Below are 23808 nucleotides of genomic sequence, written 5' to 3' on the forward strand. Positions count from 1 at the left end.
TGGAGGCTATATTCCCATTATTATATGAGGGAGATAAAATTGTCTGCAACTTTAATCATTTATCACTTAAACATATTTATTCCAACACAAAAGACGAACAACTTAACTTTAATTAAGTTGTTCGTCTTTTGAAATATAAACTGCAACTATGCACAAAACCGACTCTTATTTTATTTATATTTTAAAATAACTGCGCAGCAAGTAGCTAATCCATCTGCAATTAGGATTCGTTCTTATATTTTCCAACAACCCTTTTATGATAGCTGGACTAAACGTTCGTTCAAGTAACTGCTGTTTCAATAGAATTAATGATTCCTGTTCAACGGATTCTTCCATCTCTTCTATTTTCTTTTGAATATTTTCGATGATTTCTTCCTTCATTTCTTTATCATTTATCATCTTTTTACTTTTTTGATATAGTTCCTTTGTTAAAAATGTGGTATTAGTATGCCTAGCCAGCAAATTTGTCTTTTCCACAAGTGATTGCGACAATACTTCCAAATCAAAAGGTACATTAGAAAATAAAAATAGATGCGAATATATATTCAAAAATCCTTTCATACTGTAAACAATATCATATTTTGTAATTAAATCGCTTCCATATAAACGTTCAATTAAAAAAAGAATCGTTTTCTCAAGTAAGCTGTCATAATAGTGAATCTTTATAATAAATTCTTGATTAAACGAATGTGTCTGCTCTTTCATAAAGAGTTTGGTGAAATCAGAGTACTTATAAAAAGAAGAAAAAATTACATAATAAAACTCAAATAAAAGATCCTCTTCCTTTTTTTCTTTGACTACACGGTCAATATCTGATGTAATGCGCAGCATAAAATGGTCTATCAGTGATAAAATCAATTCATCCTTCGATTTGAATGATAAATAAAAAGCACCTTTTGAAATACTGCATTGTTCTGTTATTTGCTGAACGGAAGTGGCTTCGAAGCCTTGTTTTGCAAAGAGCTCCAGTGCTTTTTCCATAATTAGTTGTTTTTTCATCATTTTGTTTTCCACTCCTAGGCCATGTTGTTGACAACTGACTCATTAGTCACTATTATAAATAAATAAGCTTTAATAGTCAATTAAAGGAAGGTGTAATAGTGAAAGGTATAGTAAATTTTGTCCTGAAAAATAAGTTGGCAGTATGGCTATTGACAATTATTATTACTGTCTCTGGAATTTATTCAGGTACACGTATGAACATGGAAACAATTCCCGATATCACAATTCCTTACTTAACAGTAATGGACGTATATCCTGGGGCCACTCCAGAAAAGGTAATGGAGGATATATCCAAGCCTTTAGAGAAAGCCGTGGAAAATTTAGAAAACGTGAAAGCAGTCTATTCAAATTCTTATTCTAACATGAGCAACGTTCAAGTGGAATACGAATATGGAATAGATATGGATGAAGCTAAACGTGAATTAAAATCAGCATTAGATGGAATAAAACTTCCAGAAGGTGCACAAGAGCCTACTGTTACACAAATCAGCATGAACATGATGCCAATTGCTGCATTAAGTGTTAGTAGTTCTAAAGAAAGCATTGTAGATTTAACTTCAACTGTAGAAGATATAATCCTGCCAAAAATTGAAAAAATTGATGGTGTTGCTTCTGCAACTATTTCCGGTCAGCATGTGGAAGAAGTAGATTTAACGTATAACAAAGAAAAAATGGCTCAACTTGGCTTAACGGAAGACAAAGTCAAGGAAATGATTCAAGCAAGCGACCTAGCAGTTTCATTAGGACTTTATGAATTTGACGAAGGGGAAGAAGCGGTTGCAGTTGATGGTAAATTCATGACAGCTAATGAATTGAAAAATATGCTAATCCCAGTAACTCCGTCTGAACAAAACCCATCACCATTTGTAAAACTTAGCGATATCGCCAAAATCGAAGTGGTTGGTAAAGTAGAATCCGTTTCTCGTACAAACGGCAAAGATGCTATTGCGATTCAAATTGTGAAAAGTCAACAAGCAAACACTGTAGATGTTGTAAATGCAGTGAAAGACCTTGTGAAAGATGAAAAAGCTAAAATCGATGGTCTTTCCATTGATATAACAGTGGACCAAGGAGCTCCAATAGAAGACTCTATTTCCACTATGATTGAAAAAGCATTATTTGGTGGTCTAATCGCCGTATTAATTATTCTTCTGTTCTTACGCGATTTTAAATCAACCATCATATCCATCGTTTCCATACCAGTATCCATTTTTATGGCATTCATTCTACTGAACTGGATGGATATAACCCTTAATATTATGACCCTAGGTGCTATCACCGTTGCCATCGGTCGTGTAATCGATGACTCGATCGTAGTAGTTGAAAATATTTATCGTCGATTGCATCTAAAAGAAGAGAAATTGACCGGCCAGGCACTTGTTCGTGAAGCAACAGTTGAAATGTTTAAACCAATCTTGTCATCAACTTTAGTAACGGTTGCAGTATTCGCACCACTTATTTTCGTTGGTGGTATGGTCGGTGAGCTATTTGCGCCATTCGCATTAACCATGACATTTGCACTCGGTGCTTCCTTACTTGTAGCGATTACCATTGTGCCTGCATTATCTCACTTTTTATTCAAGAAAAAATTATATAGTGAAAAAACAGAAAGCAATCACAAAGAAACAGGCAAATTATCTTTATGGTATAAAGGTGTTCTTGAAAAGGCGCTTAATCATAAAATAATTACCTCTATCATCGCTGTTGTTTTATTAGCAGGAAGCTTAGCTTTAACACCATTAATTGGATTCAGCTTTATGGGCAGTGAAGAAGATAAAGTCATGTATTTAACTTACACTCCAGAAGCTGGCGAGCTAAAAGATGAAACACTAAAAAACATTAAAGTAGTAGAAGAAAAAATGCTTAAACGGGATGATATTAAGACCGTTCAATTATCCTTAAATGATGAAGCGGATCAAATGTCAGCAATGATGGGCGGCGGTGCTGGCGGTGCGCTAATGTACCTAATCTTTGATCCAGATATGGATAATTTCCCTAAAGTTCGTGAAAATATTGAAAAATACGTAAAAGATATTGGTCAATCTGGCGAATGGAAAAGCCAAAACTTCACTTCTATGTCAGGCTCAACAAATGAAGTCAGCTATTCCTTCTATAGTGAAGATTTAGATAAATTAAATCAAGCTGTCAATATGGCAGAAGATGTCTTGAAGGAAAATAGCGGTTTGAAAGATGTTAGTTCAAGTGCAGAAGATGCATATGTAGAATATACTTTCAAAGTAGAACAAGATGAGTTATTGCAGCATGGCCTAACAACAGGTCAAATTGTCATGATGCTAAGCCCAACAAGAACTAAAGATGTTTTAACAACGGTTGAAAAGGACGGCAACTCTTTAGATGTGATCGTACAGCAGGAACAAGCTGCACAGCCAAAATCAATCGATGACATTTTAGATACACAAGTACCGACAGCACAAGGTACATCCATACCACTTTCAGAATTAGTAAAAGTAGAAAAAGGCACAACTTTAAATACTCTTGCACGCAGTAAAGGCGAATACTATGCATCTGTTTCAGGAACCATTACTTCAGATGATATTTCAAAAACAACTTCTGAAGTAAGTAAAAAAATGGATAAATTAGATTTACCTAAAGGAGTTTCACAAGATGTTGGCGGTGTATCTGCTGACATGACTGAAACCTTTACACAGCTTGGTGCAGCAATGCTTGCGGCAATCGCAATCGTGTACTTCATCCTTGTTGTAACATTCCGTGAAGGAGTCGCGCCGTTTGCCATCCTATTCTCGCTTCCATTTGCGGTAATTGGTTCATTTGTTGGTTTATTAATCGGCGGTGAAACCATTTCTGTATCTGTTATGATGGGTCTATTAATGTTAATCGGTATCGTTGTTACAAACGCCATCGTACTTGTAGACCGTATTATTCACATGGAACGTGATGGCATGAATATGCGTGATGCGGTTCTAGAAGCCGGAGCAACACGCTTGCGTCCAATTCTTATGACAGCAATCGCGACAGTCGGTGCGTTAATTCCATTAGCTATCGGATCAGGCGGCGGCGGTTTAATCTCAAAAGGTCTTGGGATTACTGTAATCGGCGGTTTAATAAGCTCCACATTATTAACATTAGTTGTTGTACCAATCGTTTACGAAATATTATCAAAACTATTTAAGAAAAATCGTAAAGTAGTAGAAGAAAACTAATAAAAAAGCCGTGCAAGACACCCTTGCACGGCTTTTTTATATAGAAGATTAAATTTAAGGCAAGGAACCTTTCTGAAAATAGGCAAACAAATGCAAAAAGCTTATTTGATTCAAAAACAAGAACCAACTCCACAGCTTACTGTGTGGAAATCGCCTATTTTTTCGTATACTCCCTCCTTTTTCTCACGCTTCTCCCATTAATTCCGCGTTCCTTCCGTTTTTTCCGCGCTTCTCCGATTAATTCCGCGTTCCTCTCCTTTTTTCCGCGCTTCTCTGATTAATTCCGCGTTCCTCTCGTTTTTTCCGCGCTTCTCTGATTAATTCCGCGTTCCTACGGTTTTTTCCGCGTTTCTCCGATTAATTCCGCGTTTCTCTCGTTTTTTCCGCGTTTCTCCCATTAATTCCGCGTTCCTCTCCTTTTACCCGCGTTCCTCCGATTAATTCCGCGTTGCGTTCCTTTCGTTTTTTCCGCGCGCTTCTCCCCGCGCACTACTTGAAATATGAATACTTACACTCACATAATATACACTTAACAAAGAGATGCTAAATTTAAACTGTTCAAACTACTACATAGGGGGATAAAAATGAATTTAGCAAAATCTATACTTACATCTACATTAACTTTTGGAATTTTAACTACTTCTTTCACAGGAGCTACTCATGCACAAACAACTACTAAAAATTTTGCCGTGACAGCAACAGCAGAAACACAGCCTGTTCAATCAACTGATGATGCCGCAGATGACCCAGCTATTTGGGTACATCCAAGCAACACAGAAAAAAGTAAACTGATTACAACTAACAAGAAATCAGGATTAAATGTTTATAATTTAAAAGGGAAATTAATACAATCCTACCCTTTTGGAGAATTAAACAATGTTGATTTACGTTATAACTTTAAACTTAAGGGGAAAAAAATAGATATTGTTGGTGCAACAAATCGATCAGAAGGAAAAAATAACGTGGAGATTTATTCCTTTGATGGCAATACTGGCAAATTAAAAAATATCGTGGATCCAAAACATCCTATCCTTTCTGCTGTAAGTGAAGTTTATGGATTCGGATTTTATCATAGTCAAAAAACAGGTAAGTTTTACGCCATGTTAACTGGAAAAGACGGAGAATTTGAACAATATGAACTTGTTGGCAATTCGAGCGGTAAAGTGACAGGAAAAAAAGTACGCTCCTTTAAACTAAACACACAAACGGAAGGGTTAGTAGCAGATGATGAGTATGGCAGCTTATATATTGCAGAAGAAGATGTAGCTATTTGGAAATTTAATGCAGAACCAACCGGCGGCAAGAAAGGAACAATTGTAGATAAAGCAAATGGAAAACATTTAAGCGCAGATATTGAAGGATTAACCATGTATTATGCGCCGAATGGAAAAGGCTATTTAATGGCATCAAGCCAAGGGGATAGCAAATATGCTGTATATGAACGTCAAGGAAACAATAAATATAAAAATGATTTTCAAATTGGAAATAGCAAAAAAATAGATGGAACAAGCCATACAGATGGAATTGATGTACTAGGCTACGGGCTTGGCAAAGAATATCCTTATGGTATTTTCGTTGCACAAGATGATGAAAATATGGACAACGGAAAAAAACGCAATCAGAATTTCAAGATTGTTTCTTCAGAAAAAATCATCAAACCCTTAAACGGAACACTCGATAAAAAATACCAGGTCAATCCTCGTAAACTGGTTGACCGCTCGAAGCATTAATTCTTAATATAGTGCTTTTCCCAAATTACTTTAACGTACGAGGGAAAAGCATATCTTCTTTATAAATGAAAAAGAATGGATAAACGCCCTATAACATATTAGCTGAAATTTCGAATCTGCTTAAAATTAGTTCATTCTCCTTTTTCCTTTTACAAACACTGCAAATCGAATTTCCATCTGTATAAACAAGAAGCGCAGCAAATAAGTTCATGCTTAGCTACGCAGGTTACTAGTAAATAGATTATGGTGCAACTATAATAAAAGCCACGTTCAGTTGCAATATCTAGCTTTAGAAAATGTCATTAGCAATAATTAAACGAACCTCTTAGTTATCTAAAATGATACTTAACGCTTTATCTAAATAGTCTGAGACGTCCACTTTTTTTTCTTCGAGTATTTTATAAATAGAAACCAACTTTACATAATCAGCAAGTGTATCAACGCTAACTTCCATTGACGCTTGTTTTTCTGTATATTTATCTGTTAGAAATTTCACACTGAATTTCTCTTGATTATGATAATAATAAGATGTCACATGTTCTTTATCATAAGAAGTTAAATCAGCTGATTGTGCCAGCTTCATAAAACTTTCCCGTGTAAAAACTTCTACGCCAGAGCCTTTTGGAACTTTCCTATACCCAATATAATCTATATTACTATCACTATTTATAAAGCAGGAAACTGCTTTATCAATCAGCCTCGGCTCCGTCAACGGATTGTCTGCCGTAATTCTAACGACTAAATCAGCATCTGTACTAGTTAATGTATGATAAAAACGATCTAACACATTATTTAAACTGCCTCGAAAACATTTAATCCCCATTTTTTTTGCACTATTTTCAATTAAATCATCTTCTATTTGATCTGATGTGGCAATCCATATCTCATCGATTTTAGTGGATAATCTTACACGTTCTACTACTCTTTCTAAAATGGTCTTCCCTTCTAAGTCAAGCATTGCTTTAGCAGGGTTTCGATTGGATGAAATGCGCGCTTGGATAATACCTGCCACCTTTACCAAATCGTCCATCCTCCATCTACACAAATGTTTTGTCCAGTCATGTAGCTCGATGCATCTGATGCTAATAGTACGGCAATCCCTTGGAGTTCTTCCGGTTTTCCTATTCTCCCCAACGGAACTTTATTACTAAGTTGATCAATAAAGTCTTTTTGCTTTTGTGTATTTTCATTCGGAAATGGTCCAGGTGAAATACAATTAAAACGTATCCCATCCTTCCCATAATGCCCAGCGAGGTATTTCGTAAAATGGATGATTGCCGCTTTCGCAGAACCATAATGAGGAGGACTATTTTGTCCTGATTCTCCATATATATCTGGATTTGCTGATACAACACCATACATGGAAGCAATATTAATAACGCTTCCTGATTGTTGACTAATCATGATTGGCAAAACTTCTTTTACTACCCTATAAGTAGAATGGATAGACCCATCAAAGGAAGACAGCCAATCAGACTCCGTACAATGCAGCATCTCACCTGTTTTTCCATTATAAGAATTGTTTACAACGACATCTATTTTCTTCTCATTTGACATAATATATTGCACAGCTTTTTTTACAGATAAAGCATCTGTCGTATCCATTTTTAAATAAAATACATCTGTTTTATATTTATCTGCTAAATACTTGGAGAAATCCCCATTTTTTTCCGTGTTACGGCTTGCTATATAAACTCTTCCGCCATACTTAACAAATGCCTCTGCCATGGCAGATCCCAAGTAGCCTGATCCCCCAGTAATAAGTATGACTTTCTTCTCGAGTGAAAATATATTTCCCGTCATTTTTTTCACCACTTTCTTGGATCAATCATGTTTTCATTCTCACAAGCGTATTTCATAAAATCTACACAGCAGCCTTTCGTCCCTTGAATTTTTTCATAATCACGGTAAATTTGTTTTAACTGACTTACATTATCGACTCCTATAATGGCTTGATCAATTTCTTCTATCGAGTCAATAAAAGATAAGGCCCCTTCTACTTTTGTTAATTGATTATTCTTCAAATCTGTAAAATAATTTGTTAATAAAGGCGTCAGCTCTTTGAATTTATTCGTTAACATTGAGGTTTCATTTAACAAGATTCCTTGTAAAAAAATAGATCTGGCATGAATTTCTATCTTCTTCTCCTTTAATCTTTTTAATGTCCCACTTTTAACTAAACGTTGATCGAAAACATTAAGTGGAACCTGCACAATATCAAAGGAGTATTGATTTGTTAACAACTCAATTTCTTTTTGACTGTAGACAGAAATCCCTATTTTTTCAATATATCCTTGTCTTTTTAATTCATGAATCTTATCAAATAATTTATCTGCTCCTTGTTTAAACATATCATTTGAATTATGAATCAATAATCCATAAACAGCAGGCAATTTTAGCGTATTTAACGACTGGAAAAACACGCTTTCAACTACTTCAATATCTGCTTGAGTGATATTGTCTTGATGAATATGGGGTGTCTTCGTTACAACATTAAACCCTTCCATCATATTTATTCCGAGAATATGCTCACTAGTTCCATACGAAGGAGCTGTATCTATCACCGATATTTTACCTTTTGCGTAATCTAATATTTTAGCTACCTCTTCACTAGAAGTCTTTCCAAATTTATTGGTGACGCCGTAATCTATGCCAAATTGCACGGTACCCAACGCTAACTTCATCCCTATTACCCCACTGTCTTAAATATATCTACTTCCGTCCTACACGCTTCCAATTCAATATACTTCATGAATACATATGAGTAGTATACGTATGAATTACCTTTAATGAGTGAGAATCCAGCCTAAATTTGGTTAAAAGGCTCTTACTAATTAACAAAAAATAGATATTTAAAATCAGCAAAATTAAAAAACATTTTAACAAGCGTGTTGATTAACCAATAACTCCCTAAAAGAGGTTTTTTTACATTCTGGAGCCTGCCCCCATTATGGTAATGCTTTTTGTGCATTATGATTGGTTTTTTGTCCTGATTCATCCTATTCGAATCTAAACAGGTAAAATGTACTTGTTAAAAAAGCTACTTACTGTTTCACAGGATAATTCTGTCTAATTTTGGATAAGCAACACGCTTAATATTTTAATAAAGTAAACTTCCATCAGTGCGGGGGTCTTACTGCCCGTTAAAAGTGGGATCACTTCCCCCAAATATCTCAAAGCCATATATTGGCCAATTCAGCTTTTTTATTTCGCTACTTTCTATTGAATATTTTATGTTTATTGAATGAAAAAAAGGCAGCAATTTTGTATTTTTACAAAATTGCTGCCTTTTAAGAAATTCATTAGTTGATTGTTGTAGTTTAAGCAGAGAGCAGCCTGCATATACGAAGACTCCCGCGGGAATGAGAGAAAGACGAGACCCCGCAGTGAACGAGGAGGCTCGATGCTCGCCCGTAGGAAAGCGAAGTATTTGCAGGCTGCGAACTCATTGAGAGTCCATTCCTATTTTCAAGGAAGCCAAACTAAAAAACATCCAAATCCTCTAAAGTAATAGAGACTTCTTTTTTACTAATCATCCTATTTTTTTACTAGAACGAACTTCATTCCTCTCAAAAATTGTACCTTGTTTAAACTTTGAATCTTTGAATGCATATTTCATTAACAGAAGATAAGAGATTCCTGCAACAACTACACCGATAATCCACGCCAGCTCTACCTCGATAAAAGCAGCTCCTGCACCAATCACCATGGCAAGGATGGCACATGGATTATAGCCTGCGAATGGTCCGTTTTCTTTATACAAGTCTGCTACATTTACTTTTTGTTTCCTAATTACATAATATTCTAACAATATTATCGAAACAATCGGCCCTAAGAATGCAGAGTAAATTAGAATAAACATACCTAGTCCTTTTGCGGAAGAATCTTGTACAAGCACCCATGGAAATGATACAAGTCCTAGCAGTCCTGTTACCACTACCGCTGGTTTGTATTTTAACTTCGTCAACATCGTGATGACATAGGTTGGTGGGATAATATTTGCCACCATATTAACTGCAATTGCACCCATTACGATAAACGCTGATACAAAAAATGTAATATAAGAGTTATCAACGATGATTGCAAATGCTTTTACCGGATTAGAAATTCCTGTTGCAGATGCAAGCATTGCTCCAATTGCCAGCACGAACCCATATGCTATCAATATAGGAAAAAAGTATAATGCCCCACGTTTTTTGTTGCTGATGCCAGATTTTAATTCTCTGGAGTAGTCAGCTGCACTTAAGAAAATCCCTGCATAATTACCCATAAACACCATAATAAATGCAAAGAATGGCAAGCCCCACGAACCTTTTGTATGTACCCATTTTTCAGCAATAACGTCACTATGAGAATTTAAAAGTAATCCAAATACATAAACCAATGCCAACATTATGACAATAGATGCTAGAGATTCTACCCATTTAATAGCATGAAAACCATAAAGAGAAAGTACAATTTGAATCACTTGAAGCACCACAAAACAAATTGCAACACTATCAAAGGCGCCTCCTGTTATAATCTTGGCAATTTCATTCAAGGCAGTACCACCAATCCAGCTTTGAAACCCATACCATATAATTGCTGGAATTCCGCGTAATAAGGAGGAAATAACCGATCCTTTCAACCCAAATGACATTCGAAGCTGAACGACATAAGGAATTCCTGTTTTATATCCAACCCTGTCGTTTAAAGCAAAAAAAGTAGAAATAATCGCTATTGCAATGATAGCAGCGAGAAATGTCTGAAATACATTCAGCGTTGCTGCTCCCGCCACAATCAAACTAGCTCCAAGTGTCATATTTCCTAAATTAATCCCATCGCCAATCCACATAAACATATACGCTAACGATCCTACCGTTCTATCCTTTTCTGTTTTCGGCTGCAATGATTCATCCACATTTGTGCTTGTTTGCGTTTTTGTTTCTTTTACGGTTCCCAAATTTGTCGCCATAATTCCACTCCTTTTTAATGTTTGTATTTTTTATATTCTGGCTGTCTTTCCTCTTTGATCTGCTTCTAGAAAAAAGTCAGCCCACAATGAATAATCGTTTAATTGTAAATATTCCGTCATTACCATATATAACTAGATTCTATTAATCTAGTTTCATTACACCTCAACTCACCATCCACACAGGAAGATGCCCCGTGGTAAAGAAAATTCCACTTTATAACGACAAGGATGTCGCTGTTATTTCTTTAACTTTTTTGAAATTTAAGATGTCATTAATTCAACTTTTTTATTGTATGTAACCAACTGTCCAACAGGCTCATTCAGTATGCCTTCATTTACATCAAAAACAAGATTTCCACGGACGAATGTTTTCGTTACACGGCAATTAATTTCTCTGCCGATATATGGACTGTGTTGATGGCGATAATATAAACTCTCTTTTTGCACCACATATGATTGATTAGGATCTAGAAGAATAATATCCCCGTCCTTCCCGACTGCAATCTCCCCTTTCATCGGCAAATGAAAACGCTGTGCAGGATTATAGCTAATCATTCGAGTAAAATCAGTAATTGGGATGTTGCGCTTCAAAACAGCCTCATCAAACATAAGGTCAACATTATTCTGGCAGCCTGTAATACCACCCCATACTTCAAAAATATTATTTGTTGCACTGTATTTCATTTCAGGTGGACATGGTGAATGATCAGAAGTCAACATATCAATTTTTCCTTCTATTAACTTATTCCATAGTTTTTCTTGCTCTATTTCATCTCTTAATGGCGGAGAGCATTTTGCCAACGGACCAATTTCCTCAAATTGCGCAGTCGTAATGGTAAAATAGTGTGGACAAGACTCAACGGTAACATCTTGGCCTTCGTTTCTCGCTTTCATAATTTCCTCTACAGCTTCCTCTGTGCTAATATGAACAAAATGCAGTTTACATCCCGTTTCTTTAGCTAAAAATAACGCACGTTTCACGGCATCCACTTCTGTAAAAACTGGACGGGACGCCACATAATCCGCTGCAGTTGTTTTTCCTTTTTCCACCATACATTCTGCCATCCGATCCGTAATTAAAGCATTTTCCGCATGAATAGACAACATATGTCCAAGTTCGGCTAAGCGCTTCATCCCTGTATACAATGTGTAATCATCCACATTTGTAAAGTCTTCCGGCATGTCAGATCCGCATGTTGCCATAAAACATTTGTAGGCAACTACTCCTTCATCAGAAAGTTCTTCTAATTGATCGAGATTGCCTGGTACAAGCCCGCCGTAAAATGCATAGTCCACATAGTTTTTCCCTTTTGCCGCTTCTCTTTTTAATTGCAGCGATTTGCGGTCGACTGTTGCTGGCAACGCATTTAACGGCATATCTACATAGCTTGTCGTTCCACCAGCAGCTAATGCTTTCGTTCCTGTTACAAACCCTTCCCATTCCGTTCTCCCTGGTTCACAAATATGAACATGTGTATCAATCATTCCTGGCATCACATATTGACCGCTAGCATCTACTATCTGATTTGCAGCTCCATCAATCGTTTCCGCAATTGTAGATATTTTTCCATTTTTCACTGCGATATCAACCATTTTTATATCATCTCTGAAAACTACTTTTCCATTTTTTATAATAAGATCATACTCCATGTAAATTCACTCCTATATTCCATTGATTTACCCTGAAAAAAAGCTTTAGCTCTCTCAATAAGTCCGCATCCGGTATACACTTCACTTTCCATGGAGGTCTCGCCAGTCTCGCAATTCTGCTTCTTCATGAGCTATGATGTGCATTGTGCTGGGATGGATGTCTGTGCTATTAAAATTGCTTCTATTGTTGAAAGATATCGGATAAAGAAGTTGAAATCTGATTTTTTTCATCGAAATGGAGGTTTTCTTCCATTTCTAACAGATGTTTGATAGCTAAATTTTCAGCTAGATCTTCATCTCTTTGTTTTATTGCTTCATAAATATGTAGATGATGAAGGCATGCATGTTTCTCTTCATGTTTTTTTCCATAAATAGAAATAATGACATGTGTTAAGGAAATTAAGTCTTCAAGGTATTGATAAAAATAAGAATTACCTGCCAATTCGGCTATTTTCAAATGAAAATCACCAGACATTTGGATGGACTCACTGTAATCCATTTCTTCATATGAAGTTCGTTCTTCTTCTACCATTTCTTCGAGTTCACTCAGCTGCTCTTTTGTTGCTAAGCGACATGCTTTTCGAACTGCCTGTGCTTCTAGGACTCGTCTCATTTCAAATACTTCTTTCGCTTCTTCCATAGAAGAGGAGGTGACAAAAGCCCCCTTATGTTCAATAATTTTCACCAGTCTTTCATAAGATAATCTGCGAAGTACATTGCGGACTGGAGTTCTGCTTACTCCAAATGACTCCGCAATTTCTTTTTCCACTAATTGTATATTAGGTCGCAGTTTTTGGAGAATAATGGCTTGTTTAATCTTTTGGTAAATTTCTATTTCTTTTGCATTCATTCGAATTTCCCTTTCTTTTTTACAACACCAAGTGGGATATATGGTGGTATACAATTTTGATGAGTTTGTATTTTTGTTTGGATACTAGATTGTATACAATATTTATATGTTATAATTTACTACATATTATTTTGATTTTCAATAATTTTCTGATAAATAGTTATTTTTCCTTACTATTAATGTCACATCTTCTAACATAACTTTGTGTTTCCCTAGTTTTTCACTGTCCCACCACTCTTGTCTTCTATGACTAATTCGTTAACAAATGAAACATATAAGAAGATTTTTAAATAAAATTTGAATTTGTAATCGTTTTCATTTATAATAAGAACAGGTTGGGTGGCATCAGTGGCCATCAGAGTATTGAGCGCAGGATGGAGCTAATACTTATTTTTACATAAGAAAATAAACTTATCTCAAAGAAGTTCGCTTGATCTTCTAAATCGAAATGAACCATCAGTGTACACACTGGTGGTTCATTTCGGTTCATAATAAAGAAACACCAACTTTACATTGGAGTCTCGTCTGTACGAAAAGCGTGATTGTAATAGTAGTAAGATGTGATGTATTTTTATTTGGATTCGTAAAGGAAGTAAAAAACTATTGAATATGTCCGTTTGGTTCTCTTCTTTCGATATGCAGTATCTTGGTTCTTGGAACTTTATAAGTGATCGTTTTTTTTCCTTCTTTCATTTATGGTCAAATTTCTTGTTACCTTAGTAATTCCCTTCTAATAATCGTGAAAAGAACAGAATAAGTTTTGTTTTAAATAAAACTTATTTATCTTTCAAGACGATCTCCACTTGCTCATTATCATTATTCAAAATAAAACTTAAATTACTCATTTCATTAAAAGAAAAATGTCGTCATTGCTCGAAATATAACGAAAAAAAAGACTAATTGTGACAAAAATGTGAACAACAACTCTTAAGAAAGCGTTTCAATTGTTCGATTCACATTTTTGACATATATTTGTGATGAAATTCACAATAAATTATGTATAATAAAATTATCAAAAGCAAACCTAAGATAAGCAAAATAAAAAACAATATAAAGAAAATATAGCTTTTGATTATAAAAAAACTATTAGTATTACATTTAATTAATCAAAAGATACATAAGGAGAGATATACAATGACAAAACAAAATATTAATCGTGTTGTATTAATTGGTACAGGAGCAGTTGGTTGTAGCTTTGCTTATTCTTTCATTAACCAAGGTGTAGCAGAAGAATTAGTTCTAATTGACGTAAATGAAAAAAGAGCAGAAGGGGAAGCAATGGACCTTAACCATGGTATGCCATTCGCTCCATCACCAGTAAAAGTATGGAATGGAAAATACGAAGATTGCGGACTTGCTGATTTAGTAGTTATTACTGCTGGATTACCACAAAAACCAGGTGAAACTCGTTTAGATCTAGTGGCAAAAAACACAGCAATCTTCAAACAAATCATTAAAAGTGTTATGGACAGTGGTTTTGATGGCATTTTCTTAATCGCTACAAACCCAGTGGATATTCTTACTTATGTAACTTGGAAAGAATCTGGTTTACCGAAAGAAAGAGTAATAGGTTCTGGAACTACTTTAGATAGTGCTCGTTTCCGTTATATGCTTGGTGAATACTTTAATGTGGATACTAGAAATATCCATGCTTCTATTATTGGAGAGCATGGCGATACAGAATTGCCAGTATGGAGCAAAGCAACTGTTGGTTTAGAAAGTGTTCAATCTTTACTAAACAAAAAACCTGAATACAATCAAAAAGACTTAGATGAAATATTTGTAAATGTTCGAGATGCAGCATATCATATTATTGAGAGAAAAGGTGCAACTTTCTACGGAATCGGTATGTCTCTAGTTCGTATTACTAAAGCTATTTTAAATAACGAAAACTCTATTTTACCAGTATCAGCTTACCTTGATGGTCAGTATGGTCAAAGCGATGTGTATGTTGGTGTTCCAGCAGTTATCAATCGTGATGGTATTCGTGAAGTAGTAGAGCTTGACTTAAACAGCGAAGAGAAAAAACAATTTGATTATTCTGTTAAAGTACTAAAAGAAACAATGGCTCCTGTTCTTTAAGAACAAAACATCACAACAATTAAAGAACCCGCCCAATTAACTCATAATTGGACGGGTTCTTTGATTTCTATTAACGCAATAATTGTTTAGCCACTTCATATTCTAATTGACTTCCTTAGCATTATTTTTAAAAATTTCGATGTCTAACATACTAATCTGTTGTGGATGTGTTGTTATTTTTTTATCTAGTTACATAATATGGAAAATAGATGTGGTTAGGAAGGCAGATTAGCTACAATTTATTGATAGTATATAAAAATCCCCTAACACAAATTTTGATAAAAAATGCTCCGTGTATTTTCCAATGCCTCTATCCGCTCTTTTTCCTTTTATGAATCACTTTCCATAATAGACATAGACTGTACTATAGCAGCTATAACCTATGGAGGTGTCGAATTTGATTCATACAGTCAAACCAGGGGAAACACTCGGACAGATTTCAAAAGACTACCGTACTTCCTTATTAAGCATTATTTATGCTAATCCTGGCATAAATCCTGATATTATTTATCCAGGCCAATCCATTGTGATACCAGGTTTTCCTCTGCCCGAAAGCATTCCATATAAGATTGATGTATCCGTTAATAATCGTTCGTTGAAGTTACTAAAGAATAATGTTCTGCAAAAGCAATATCCTATTGCCGTTGGAAAAATATTATCAGGAACACCAGTTGGAAATTTCATTATTATCAATAAAGCGCCAAATCCCGGTGGTCCATTTGGTACGATGTGGATGAGTTTGTCCAAACAGCATTATGGAATTCATGGAACAAATAACCCCAGTTCCATTGGGAAATCCGTTTCAAAGGGCTGCATTCGCATGTTTAACAAAGATGTTGAGGAATTATCAAGAATCATCCCAATAGGAACCTCCGTTTCTATTCATCCATAAAAAGCTGGTAAATGCTTGCTTTGGATATTTTTTCATAATAGAATATAGCCAAAAAATATAGGAGAATAAAATTAACGAAAAACACTCAGCATAATTTCCATTCTAGAAATAATGTCCAAAAAATCATTAAAATCTTCATAGACATATTCTTGCGAGTGGGCTGTGTTATTCCTTAATTCTTCTATTGCTTTAAAAAATTGTTTAACTTCCGTTTTAGAGCGAAACTCTAAAATATCTAATAAAAAAGGTGTTTTTTGAATGATTTCTCCTTTATCAGATAACTGTAAACAGTCAATCAAATCTAGCCCTTCATTTTTATTTTTTCTCATTCGAAAAATGTCCATCGCCTTTTGGATTCTATTTTCATTTAAACAAGCTTTCCATTGTTCATTTGGGTAATTTTTTTTAATTAACTCTACTAAATTCATTTCTAACATGGAAATTAAGCCAAATACGAGCATGCGAATCGGATGCTTTTGTAAATCTGCAACTGTGATCAGCTTTTTTATTTGGTTCTTTTCCAATACAAAAACAGGATGCTTATCTCGTAAAATTTGTAATAGCTCCAGCAAAGAAGTCGAATCAGATACAATATACTCCATGTCGAAAGGATGCATATATTGGGAAATCAGTCCATCCTTTAATTCAGATTGAACAATATACCCAATGATCTTGTTGTCACTTTCGACACCATAGTAATCAAAATCCAGCTCTTGCAGATGGCGTTTTACTTTAATTGCATCATTTTCTAGAGAACAAGCTAATAATTCTTCTGCGATTAATGCTACAGAAAGATTGTTTGAATAAATTTCCCGAAGTATATCAAGATTTTTCTTTGCACTTTTCATTGCTATAAAACCTTCCTTATCTGCATTTATATTTACTTCCTATTCTATAGTTAATTTCCAATAATCACTATCCTCAATCTTTTTTATTTTGCTGATTTCGAATGGAAGGCTGCTTTTGATATCAAACAGAGGCTGAAACATAACGAAATAGATAATAGGTATAGACGAATATTCTCTAATTTAGCTTGTAAATGGTTACTTCCCTATACTGGTTATTTAATCTAGTTAAGTATAAAAACTATGTTGTTCCATTGCGCTACACACACTCGTTTTCCGCGGGAAGTAGAATGTCTGTAGCTCCATTTCACTTCGTTTTTAAAGGTTATTTTCTAAAACCTAATTCTTTTACCAAGAAAAAAAGGAAATAGATTGGAAAATGGAGCAGCCTGCATACACGTAGACTCCGGTGGAATTAGCGAGACAGCTGAGACCCTGCAGGCCAAGGGACGAAGCGGCTAAAGCCGAGCCCCACGGAAAGCGAAGTGTATGCAGGCTGCGGGTGATTACCACAAACCTTCTTTTTTACATCAATAAAAAACCCAAACCATGATACGAAATATTTTTTCATCTTCGTATCATGGTTTGGGTTTATCTTCGGCTGGAATACTTATGTCCCAGCTTCTATAAGAAACCTCTAATCTATGCTTTATTTTGATTATCCCCAATCGTCCTACACCTAAATTGCTCATTTTTTTTACTGCATGGGATTTCCTTCTCTTCTAGCAATGCAAGAATTTTTTCTAAATGCTCAAGTTTTTCCACTACCATATAATTTGGCTGAAACATTTTCTTTTTCAATTTAAATGTCAATTTGAATCCATTATTCACACGGGAATGTAAACCATATAGGGAATGCCAGCGAATAATTTGTTCAACATGATAAGACTGGATTTCTTGTGAAGAATAGAATTTCCCGTTAATAATGAGACCCTTTTCTAAAATAAATAAATTCCCTTGATGCTTGATTGAAAAAATTATCACAAAAAATAAGTAGGCAACATTTAAAGAATAGGAAGCTAACCAGTTCGTTGAAATTACTAGGAACAATAGTATAGATAATAAAATAATGGCAGCGGCCGTTCCCCACATCACAAACTGGTACGACTTTGCAGTTTTCGAAAGATGTTTCATCTCTTTCCATTCATTTGGCACCAAAATACTGCTAAATTCCTCTTCTTTTAGCGGATAAACAGCATCTTTTGCCATTTCTGCAGCTTTCTTTCTATTAAATGCTTCCTTTAGTAAATAAAAAACGCTGATACTAAATATAAAAACAAAAAAGATATTCAGCAAAACCCCACCTCTTTCTTCCTTTACAAAGGAAATAGCTAATCCGATTTGGTTATATTACTATACGATTATTGATGGAAAAAGTTTCAATTTTTCGTATATACCATTAAGATGGTTTGAATGATGCAAGACATATTTACCAAACGAGGTGGGCAGATAACTAAAAAGGTGATTCTAGTACTTATCAACTCAAACTTCGATGTTATAAATTGCTCTTCATGTATTAGCATAACTTGGTTTAGAGCAATGAGAAATGGATGATTGATTCGTCTTTTAGGATGTTTTTTTGCAAATATTATTCCTTATAAATAGGGGCAATATTCTCGTTTCAGGATGCTCGCTTTCCGTGGGGCTCGCGCTGAGCCCACAGGAGTCTCGCACCTTCCACTCCAATCAAGCCGTTTTGATTCATTAGTTGCTGCCGTTGAACTAGTAAAAACACCCATATTATAAAAATAGACTAAAAGTGCACATTTTGGGAGAACAACGTTGAATAAGAAAAGCACAAGCTCCTTGCTCAGACCCGAAGAAAAATGTTCATATGACTCAAAAAGTGCTTTTTACTTTTAGAAGCATGGGGCAATACTCACCAGGGCTAGGCGCTGACCGGCTAAATACGCAACGTCCTTATGTTTTCGCCGGCACTTGTACATCCTGTACGGCGAAGCTAGACACTCATTTAAGTTCAAAAATTTTATCCTTTCTTATCTTCAATCATCGCCCCATTGTTTAGCCGTCATACCTTGTAATGAAATTCGAAGACAAGAACTTATTCTAAAACAGGTTGCTTGTAACGGAGGGTGTGAAGACTCCTGCGGGAAATGTGGGAAGGCTAAAGACCCCGCAAGGCAAAGCCGAGGAGGCTCAGAGCTCCCACCCCGCGGAAAGCGAAGCAACCCGTAGTGGAAAGCAACACCCACACTAAAAAACAAGCCTCTCATTTTATTGTTCTAAGCCGAGTAATATCAAGACTTGCAAACGAATTTGATGGTACGAAGTTTGAGTTATCAACAACCTAATTTCAACAGTACCATACAAATAATAAAGCGAGCATCCTAGCAATTCATCAACAACAACAAAAAAATGGAGGAACTTATCCCTCCATTTTCACCTCTACTCTTTGTTCTGTTTGCTTCTTCTTTTTTATTAATTTTATAAAGAAAATGGCTCCAATAAAGGAAGTAGTAAATAAAACGGCTCCCATTGGTACAGCTGTCGCCTCATTAATGCCAACAAGAGGAGATACAATCGAACCGATTAATAATGGCAGCATGCCAAGTACAGCACTTGCGCTTCCCGCACGATGCCCTTGATGTTCCATTGCTAATGTAAAGGAACTGGTTACGATCATTCCCATAGCTGTCATGTAAATAAAAATAGGAATAACGAGCGTTGCCAACGGACCTTTTACTATCGTCATGATTAGAAGAATAAAGGTTGCACAAACTGCCATCATTACGCCAGCTTGAAGTAATTTTTTCTCATCTATAATCCCGCCATATCGACCGATAATCCAGCTTCCTGTAATTATAGCGATCCCATTAATCCCAAATAGAATGCTGAAAACTTGTGGGGATACATCGTAAATACCTTGATACACGAATGGAGTTCCTGCTACATATGCAAAACTTCCTCCATGAATAAATCCAACAATCAATGCGTAGCCAATAAAGGAGCGATCCTTCAGCAAACTTCCCATTGTATGCAGGGAATGTCCGACCGAGCTTGGAATTCTTTTCTCTTGTGGCAACGTTTCTTTTAATTGCATGGCAACAATCAATACGATTAGCAGCCCGAGCAAAGCCAAAAAGAAAAAAATCGTATTCCAGTTTGAAAACGGCAATAGTAGGATGGCTCCACCTGTCATCGGCGCAGCCATTGGTGCTACTGCATTAATAACCATTAATAACGAAAAGAATTTAGTAAGCTCTCTGCCACTAAATACATCACGGACGATAGCCCGGGAAAGAACAAGTCCTGCCGAAGCAGTAAGCCCCTGTAAAAATCTTGCTATTACTAATGTAGTAATATTTGGTGCAAGTGCGCAGAGAAGGGATGATAAAGCAAATAAAAATATAGAAATTAATAACGGTTTTCTTCTCCCTTTGGCATCACTAATTGGTCCAACAATAACCTGGCCAATTGCAAGACCAATTAAACAAGCAGTTAAACTGAGTTGTACAAGCGAAGCGGAGGCCTTTAGATCCTGAGCAATATCGGGAAAACTCGGTAAATACATATCAATATTCAGCGGTCCTAATACCCCAAGCATTCCAAGTAGAAGAGCAAATACTAAACGCTCTTTTCCTGTTGGGTTATGAATCATAAATGTCCAACTCCTTTCTTCTTTCATTAATTATTGTTTCTTTATACCACAATAAAACTATATTTTCACTATGTATATAAAAAAAAGTCCATAGATAGTGAAATTTCTTTATTTTACACTATTCATTTATGTTTTTCTGAAAAAAAGTGCTTAGATCATGCACATCTCTCTGCATAATCTAAGCACTACCCTGCTATCCTTGCTTATTTACCACATTTCCATCTAATTAATGCATATTATTATTACTTATTTGTTGCTGCGTTGAACTTGGCACAGCAGGTGCATAGGAGTTCAGCACTTGCTGCATATCCTGTGCGGCAAGCTGTGGTACTTGATAATAATGATGTTTGTTTTGCCATAATGAAATTTCATATGCCATTTCAATACAGTTTGGAATAGATGCTGCAATCACTCTGCGAACAACAGGATTAGTCGTTTCTGTTGCTGCCATTGTTCTCATTGATGCAGAAGCCTTCGCAGCGTTAAGCATCGCAACCGCTACTTGTTGATCTGTCATCTCTGATACATTTTGAATGGGCTTCGCTGGAGGCATTGGCACAAAACCAAAAACAAAATCATTATTTACTTGCATCATATACGGTTCTATTCTTTTGGCAGGATGCTGTCCTGTTTTAAAGCTTTCTAGAGTAAGATTATACTCTTCTTGAATAAACTGATATTGTCGATCTAAAATATCACGCAATTCGGGATCTGTTACATGTGCTTCCATAAGCTTATACATGTTTAATGTATTGATAGTACCCGTTAATACTTCATGCACATCGAACATTTCATGGCCACCGTGATTTAAATTTTGAGGAACTTGCCCCGTTTGTAAATTTTGATGTACTTGATTTTGTCCATTTTGCAACAAATAAATCCCCTCCATTTTTCAGAAAAACAATAACAGAAATAGTATGTAAAAACAGAAATAAATTATTCACAGATATAGTCATAATAAATAAAATATTAGAAATGATAAACATATTGACTTGCTCACTAGTTCCATCATCCGATAAAAATGCACCTTAATTCATTTCAACAACATTCATACTACACAAACAAATCATTAAACAGGTGTAAAAGCAGACAACTAATCTTCGGACATGGTAGTATTTAGAAAAAGAAATGTTTTTCCCTCTTCACCTGAAAAGGTAATGCTAGCTCTCAATTGGTCCGCAGTCGGAATACACTTCGCTTTCCATGGGGCGAGCGGTGAGCCTCCTCTGAGTAAACTCCTGCGGGGTCTCACCTGTCTCGCTAATCCCATAGGAGTCTTCGTGTATTCCGTCTGCTCCCTGGTTCAAACTCTTTTCGTGTGCTATGGTGTGAGTCTTTATCAGCATGGGTATCCATTTTGTTTTAACGAGCTGTTTCTTCTGTATTCTCTTTTCTAAGTTTGAGAGTACAAAATAATGTATGATTCTTATGTTATTTTCGAGAGAGCCCAAAAAATCTTACTACAGCGTAACTTCATAACAAAATTCATTTAAGATAACAACACTTAATGGAATAAATATAAATCAAACGAGGAGGTTTATTATGCGTGATAAAAACATAAAAATTGGCTGCCCAAGTGAATACCATCCACTAAAAAAAGTTATCCTAGCACCTCCAACCTATATGACCATTCAAGAACCTATTAATACAATTCAAGAACAATTTTTTCAACAAAATATCGATACCGAAAAAGCACTACAGCAGCATACTATCTTTGTTGAGAAATTGAAAGAACAAGGAATGGAAGTCATTCTTCTTGCCCCATTAAAAAAATATCCAGAACAAGTCTTCACAAGAGATATTGGCTTCATTATTGGCGATCATGTATTTGTTTCCGAAATGGGACATGTTATAAGGAAGGGCGAAGAATATTCTTTCCTAGAGTGGCTAGAGAATGAACATATCTCCTTCACTAAATTCAGCGGAGAAAAAATTGAAGGTGGAGATGTGGTGCTTGACCGAAATTCAATTTATGTCGGCTTAAGTAATCGGACAAGTAAAAAGGCGATCATGCATTTGGAAGAATCATTATCCAACAAAGAGATAATTACGGTCCCATTTAACGCGTCCTTTTTGCATTTAGACTGCGTGTTTAATATTTTATCTCCATCTGAAGCACTTATTTACCCAGATGCAATTGATAAAGAAGTTGTAACACTTCTAGAAGAAAGGTACAGCTTAATTAAAGTATCCACGAAAGAACAAGCAACATTAGGAACAAATGTATTATCAATTGGAAACAAAAAAGTATTTAGCCTGCCAATGAATACGGAAGTAAATCAAGAGCTTCGAAAACGAGGATATACGGTGATGGAAGTAGACATTTCAGAAATCATCAAATCAGGCGGAGCTTTCCGGTGCTGTACACTTCCTTTGGAAAGAGAAGGATAAAAAGACTTGTGCTTATTGCGATACACTGCCACCACCCGAGAAGTTTTTGACTTTACTTCAAACTTTCGGGTGGTGACACAGGCACCGCTACATACGGAAGAATCAATCACATTGCCACTATGAGTAAGATAAACAAATAAGCTATCTAAGCAGCAGTCACTTTATACATCAAATGATGAGGTCTCTTCTTTCTCTTTGAAAAGAAGTGCATCAATTGCAAATGCTCTTGAACCAGTTATTGCGATTGAAACCGCCATTACAAAATAGGCTACTTCTAATTCAAATCCATTTAAAAAGCCTGCTGATAATTTTACCGTTACAATAGCACTGATCATAATAACCGCCAATAATAAGGAAACGATTCTACTTAACAACCCAATAATAAGAGCAATTCCTCCTACTAGTTCTCCACCTGCTACTAAATAAGCTAAAAACCCTGGAAGTCCAATACTCTCAAACCAGCCGGCTGTGTTTGTTATTCCTGCTTGAAATTTAGCCAAGCCGTGAATAAAAAAACTAATTCCTAAAACAATTCTTAAAACAAATGTTCCTGCTTCATATTTATTTATCATGTTGATCTACCTCCAAAATAATTTATTATAATTTCCTAT

Annotated in this window: 17 protein-coding genes; 5 read left to right on the forward strand and 12 right to left on the reverse strand. The window is 35.6% G+C overall.

Going from position 1 to position 23808, the window contains the following annotated elements:
• Positions 1-174: 174 nt before the first annotated feature.
• Positions 175-1002 (reverse strand): TetR/AcrR family transcriptional regulator, encoded by an 828-nt coding sequence (locus AC5LWL_RS17415; protein ID WP_493435489.1) that lies wholly within the window; start codon positions 1000-1002, stop codon positions 175-177.
• 98 nt (positions 1003-1100) lie between these two features.
• Between AC5LWL_RS17415 and AC5LWL_RS17420 the strand changes: the two genes are divergently transcribed.
• Together AC5LWL_RS17420 and AC5LWL_RS17425 are read left to right on the forward strand one after the other, a co-directional pair.
• On the forward strand, positions 1101-4184 hold the full coding sequence (locus AC5LWL_RS17420; protein WP_493435490.1) for an efflux RND transporter permease subunit: 3084 nt from the start codon (positions 1101-1103) through the stop codon (positions 4182-4184).
• A 584-nt stretch (positions 4185-4768) separates the two neighbouring features.
• A complete protein-coding gene (locus AC5LWL_RS17425; RefSeq protein ID WP_493435491.1) occupies positions 4769-5914 on the forward strand; it encodes a phytase in 1146 nt (381 codons plus the stop codon).
• Positions 5915-6239: 325 nt separating this feature from the next.
• Here the strand turns inward: AC5LWL_RS17425 and AC5LWL_RS17430 are convergent, their stop codons facing one another.
• The 6 genes from AC5LWL_RS17430 to AC5LWL_RS17455 form a co-directional block, all read right to left on the reverse strand.
• Positions 6240-6926 carry a cytidylyltransferase domain-containing protein gene (locus tag AC5LWL_RS17430; protein ID WP_493436645.1) on the reverse strand — a complete coding sequence of 229 codons (687 nt, stop codon included), beginning with the start codon at positions 6924-6926 and terminating at the stop codon, positions 6240-6242.
• A 2-nt stretch (positions 6927-6928) separates the two neighbouring features.
• Complete coding sequence (locus tag AC5LWL_RS17435; RefSeq protein ID WP_493435492.1) at positions 6929-7717, reverse strand: SDR family NAD(P)-dependent oxidoreductase; 789 nt, start codon at positions 7715-7717, stop codon at positions 6929-6931.
• A gap of 5 nt (positions 7718-7722) precedes the next feature.
• Entirely contained in the window at positions 7723-8598 is an 876-nt protein-coding gene (locus AC5LWL_RS17440) for an aldo/keto reductase (RefSeq protein ID WP_493435493.1), read from the reverse strand.
• Between the two features lie 848 nt (positions 8599-9446).
• A complete protein-coding gene (locus AC5LWL_RS17445) occupies positions 9447-10868 on the reverse strand; it encodes an NCS1 family transporter (protein WP_493435494.1) in 1422 nt (473 codons plus the stop codon).
• Positions 10869-11129: 261 nt separating this feature from the next.
• Positions 11130-12518: an allantoinase AllB gene (gene allB / locus AC5LWL_RS17450; RefSeq protein ID WP_493435495.1), complete on the reverse strand. Its 1389-nt coding sequence runs from the start codon at positions 12516-12518 to the stop codon at positions 11130-11132.
• A gap of 181 nt (positions 12519-12699) precedes the next feature.
• Entirely contained in the window at positions 12700-13368 is a 669-nt protein-coding gene (locus AC5LWL_RS17455) for a GntR family transcriptional regulator (protein ID WP_493435496.1), read from the reverse strand.
• Between the two features lie 1134 nt (positions 13369-14502).
• On the opposite strand from AC5LWL_RS17455, the gene AC5LWL_RS17460 reads away from it, so the two are divergent.
• Both AC5LWL_RS17460 and AC5LWL_RS17465 read left to right on the forward strand, forming a co-directional pair.
• Positions 14503-15450: an L-lactate dehydrogenase gene (locus AC5LWL_RS17460; protein ID WP_493435497.1), complete on the forward strand. Its 948-nt coding sequence runs from the start codon at positions 14503-14505 to the stop codon at positions 15448-15450.
• Between the two features lie 397 nt (positions 15451-15847).
• The gene (locus AC5LWL_RS17465; protein ID WP_493435498.1) at positions 15848-16342 is read left to right on the forward strand and encodes a L,D-transpeptidase family protein; all 495 of its coding nucleotides are present in this window, start codon (positions 15848-15850) and stop codon (positions 16340-16342) included.
• Between the two features lie 71 nt (positions 16343-16413).
• Here AC5LWL_RS17465 and AC5LWL_RS17470 read toward each other — a convergent pair whose 3' ends face one another.
• From AC5LWL_RS17470 to AC5LWL_RS17485, 4 genes are all read right to left on the reverse strand, one after another.
• Positions 16414-17190, reverse strand: a complete 777-nt coding sequence (locus AC5LWL_RS17470; protein WP_493435499.1) for a CBS domain-containing protein — start codon at positions 17188-17190, stop codon at positions 16414-16416.
• Positions 17191-17829: 639 nt separating this feature from the next.
• The gene (locus AC5LWL_RS17475) at positions 17830-18483 is read right to left on the reverse strand and encodes a hypothetical protein (RefSeq protein ID WP_493435500.1); all 654 of its coding nucleotides are present in this window, start codon (positions 18481-18483) and stop codon (positions 17830-17832) included.
• 1090 nt (positions 18484-19573) lie between these two features.
• Complete coding sequence (locus AC5LWL_RS17480; protein WP_493435501.1) at positions 19574-20806, reverse strand: Bcr/CflA family efflux MFS transporter; 1233 nt, start codon at positions 20804-20806, stop codon at positions 19574-19576.
• 226 nt (positions 20807-21032) lie between these two features.
• Entirely contained in the window at positions 21033-21677 is a 645-nt protein-coding gene (locus AC5LWL_RS17485) for a spore coat protein (protein WP_493435502.1), read from the reverse strand.
• A 671-nt stretch (positions 21678-22348) separates the two neighbouring features.
• Between AC5LWL_RS17485 and AC5LWL_RS17490 the strand changes: the two genes are divergently transcribed.
• Positions 22349-23197, forward strand: a complete 849-nt coding sequence (locus AC5LWL_RS17490) for a dimethylarginine dimethylaminohydrolase family protein (protein WP_493435503.1) — start codon at positions 22349-22351, stop codon at positions 23195-23197.
• A 161-nt stretch (positions 23198-23358) separates the two neighbouring features.
• On the opposite strand, the gene AC5LWL_RS17495 is transcribed toward AC5LWL_RS17490, so the two are convergent.
• Positions 23359-23769, reverse strand: coding sequence for a DoxX family protein (locus tag AC5LWL_RS17495; protein ID WP_493435504.1), 411 nt, complete (start codon positions 23767-23769; stop codon positions 23359-23361).
• Positions 23770-23808: the final 39 nt, after the last annotated feature.

This window comes from Niallia sp. WK069_GA_01 (genome assembly GCF_983173855.1).

Bases quoted from the DNA above. Each gene is read 5' to 3' on its own strand.
- AC5LWL_RS17455 (WP_493435496.1), bottom strand. From the start codon at position 13,368: ATGAATGCAAAAGAAATAGAAATTTACCAAAAGATTAAACAAGCCATT.
- AC5LWL_RS17435 (WP_493435492.1), bottom strand. From the start codon at position 7,717: ATGACGGGAAATATATTTTCACTCGAGAAGAAAGTCATACTTATTACT.
- AC5LWL_RS17445 (WP_493435494.1), bottom strand. From the start codon at position 10,868: ATGGCGACAAATTTGGGAACCGTAAAAGAAACAAAAACGCAAACAAGC.
- AC5LWL_RS17415 (WP_493435489.1), bottom strand. From the start codon at position 1,002: ATGATGAAAAAACAACTAATTATGGAAAAAGCACTGGAGCTCTTTGCA.
- AC5LWL_RS17495 (WP_493435504.1), bottom strand. From the start codon at position 23,769: ATGATAAATAAATATGAAGCAGGAACATTTGTTTTAAGAATTGTTTTA.
- AC5LWL_RS17460 (WP_493435497.1), top strand. From the start codon at position 14,503: ATGACAAAACAAAATATTAATCGTGTTGTATTAATTGGTACAGGAGCA.
- AC5LWL_RS17440 (WP_493435493.1), bottom strand. From the start codon at position 8,598: ATGAAGTTAGCGTTGGGTACCGTGCAATTTGGCATAGATTACGGCGTC.
- allB (WP_493435495.1), bottom strand. From the start codon at position 12,518: ATGGAGTATGATCTTATTATAAAAAATGGAAAAGTAGTTTTCAGAGAT.
- AC5LWL_RS17470 (WP_493435499.1), bottom strand. From the start codon at position 17,190: ATGAAAAGTGCAAAGAAAAATCTTGATATACTTCGGGAAATTTATTCA.
- AC5LWL_RS17490 (WP_493435503.1), top strand. From the start codon at position 22,349: ATGCGTGATAAAAACATAAAAATTGGCTGCCCAAGTGAATACCATCCA.
- AC5LWL_RS17480 (WP_493435501.1), bottom strand. From the start codon at position 20,806: ATGATTCATAACCCAACAGGAAAAGAGCGTTTAGTATTTGCTCTTCTA.
- AC5LWL_RS17425 (WP_493435491.1), top strand. From the start codon at position 4,769: ATGAATTTAGCAAAATCTATACTTACATCTACATTAACTTTTGGAATT.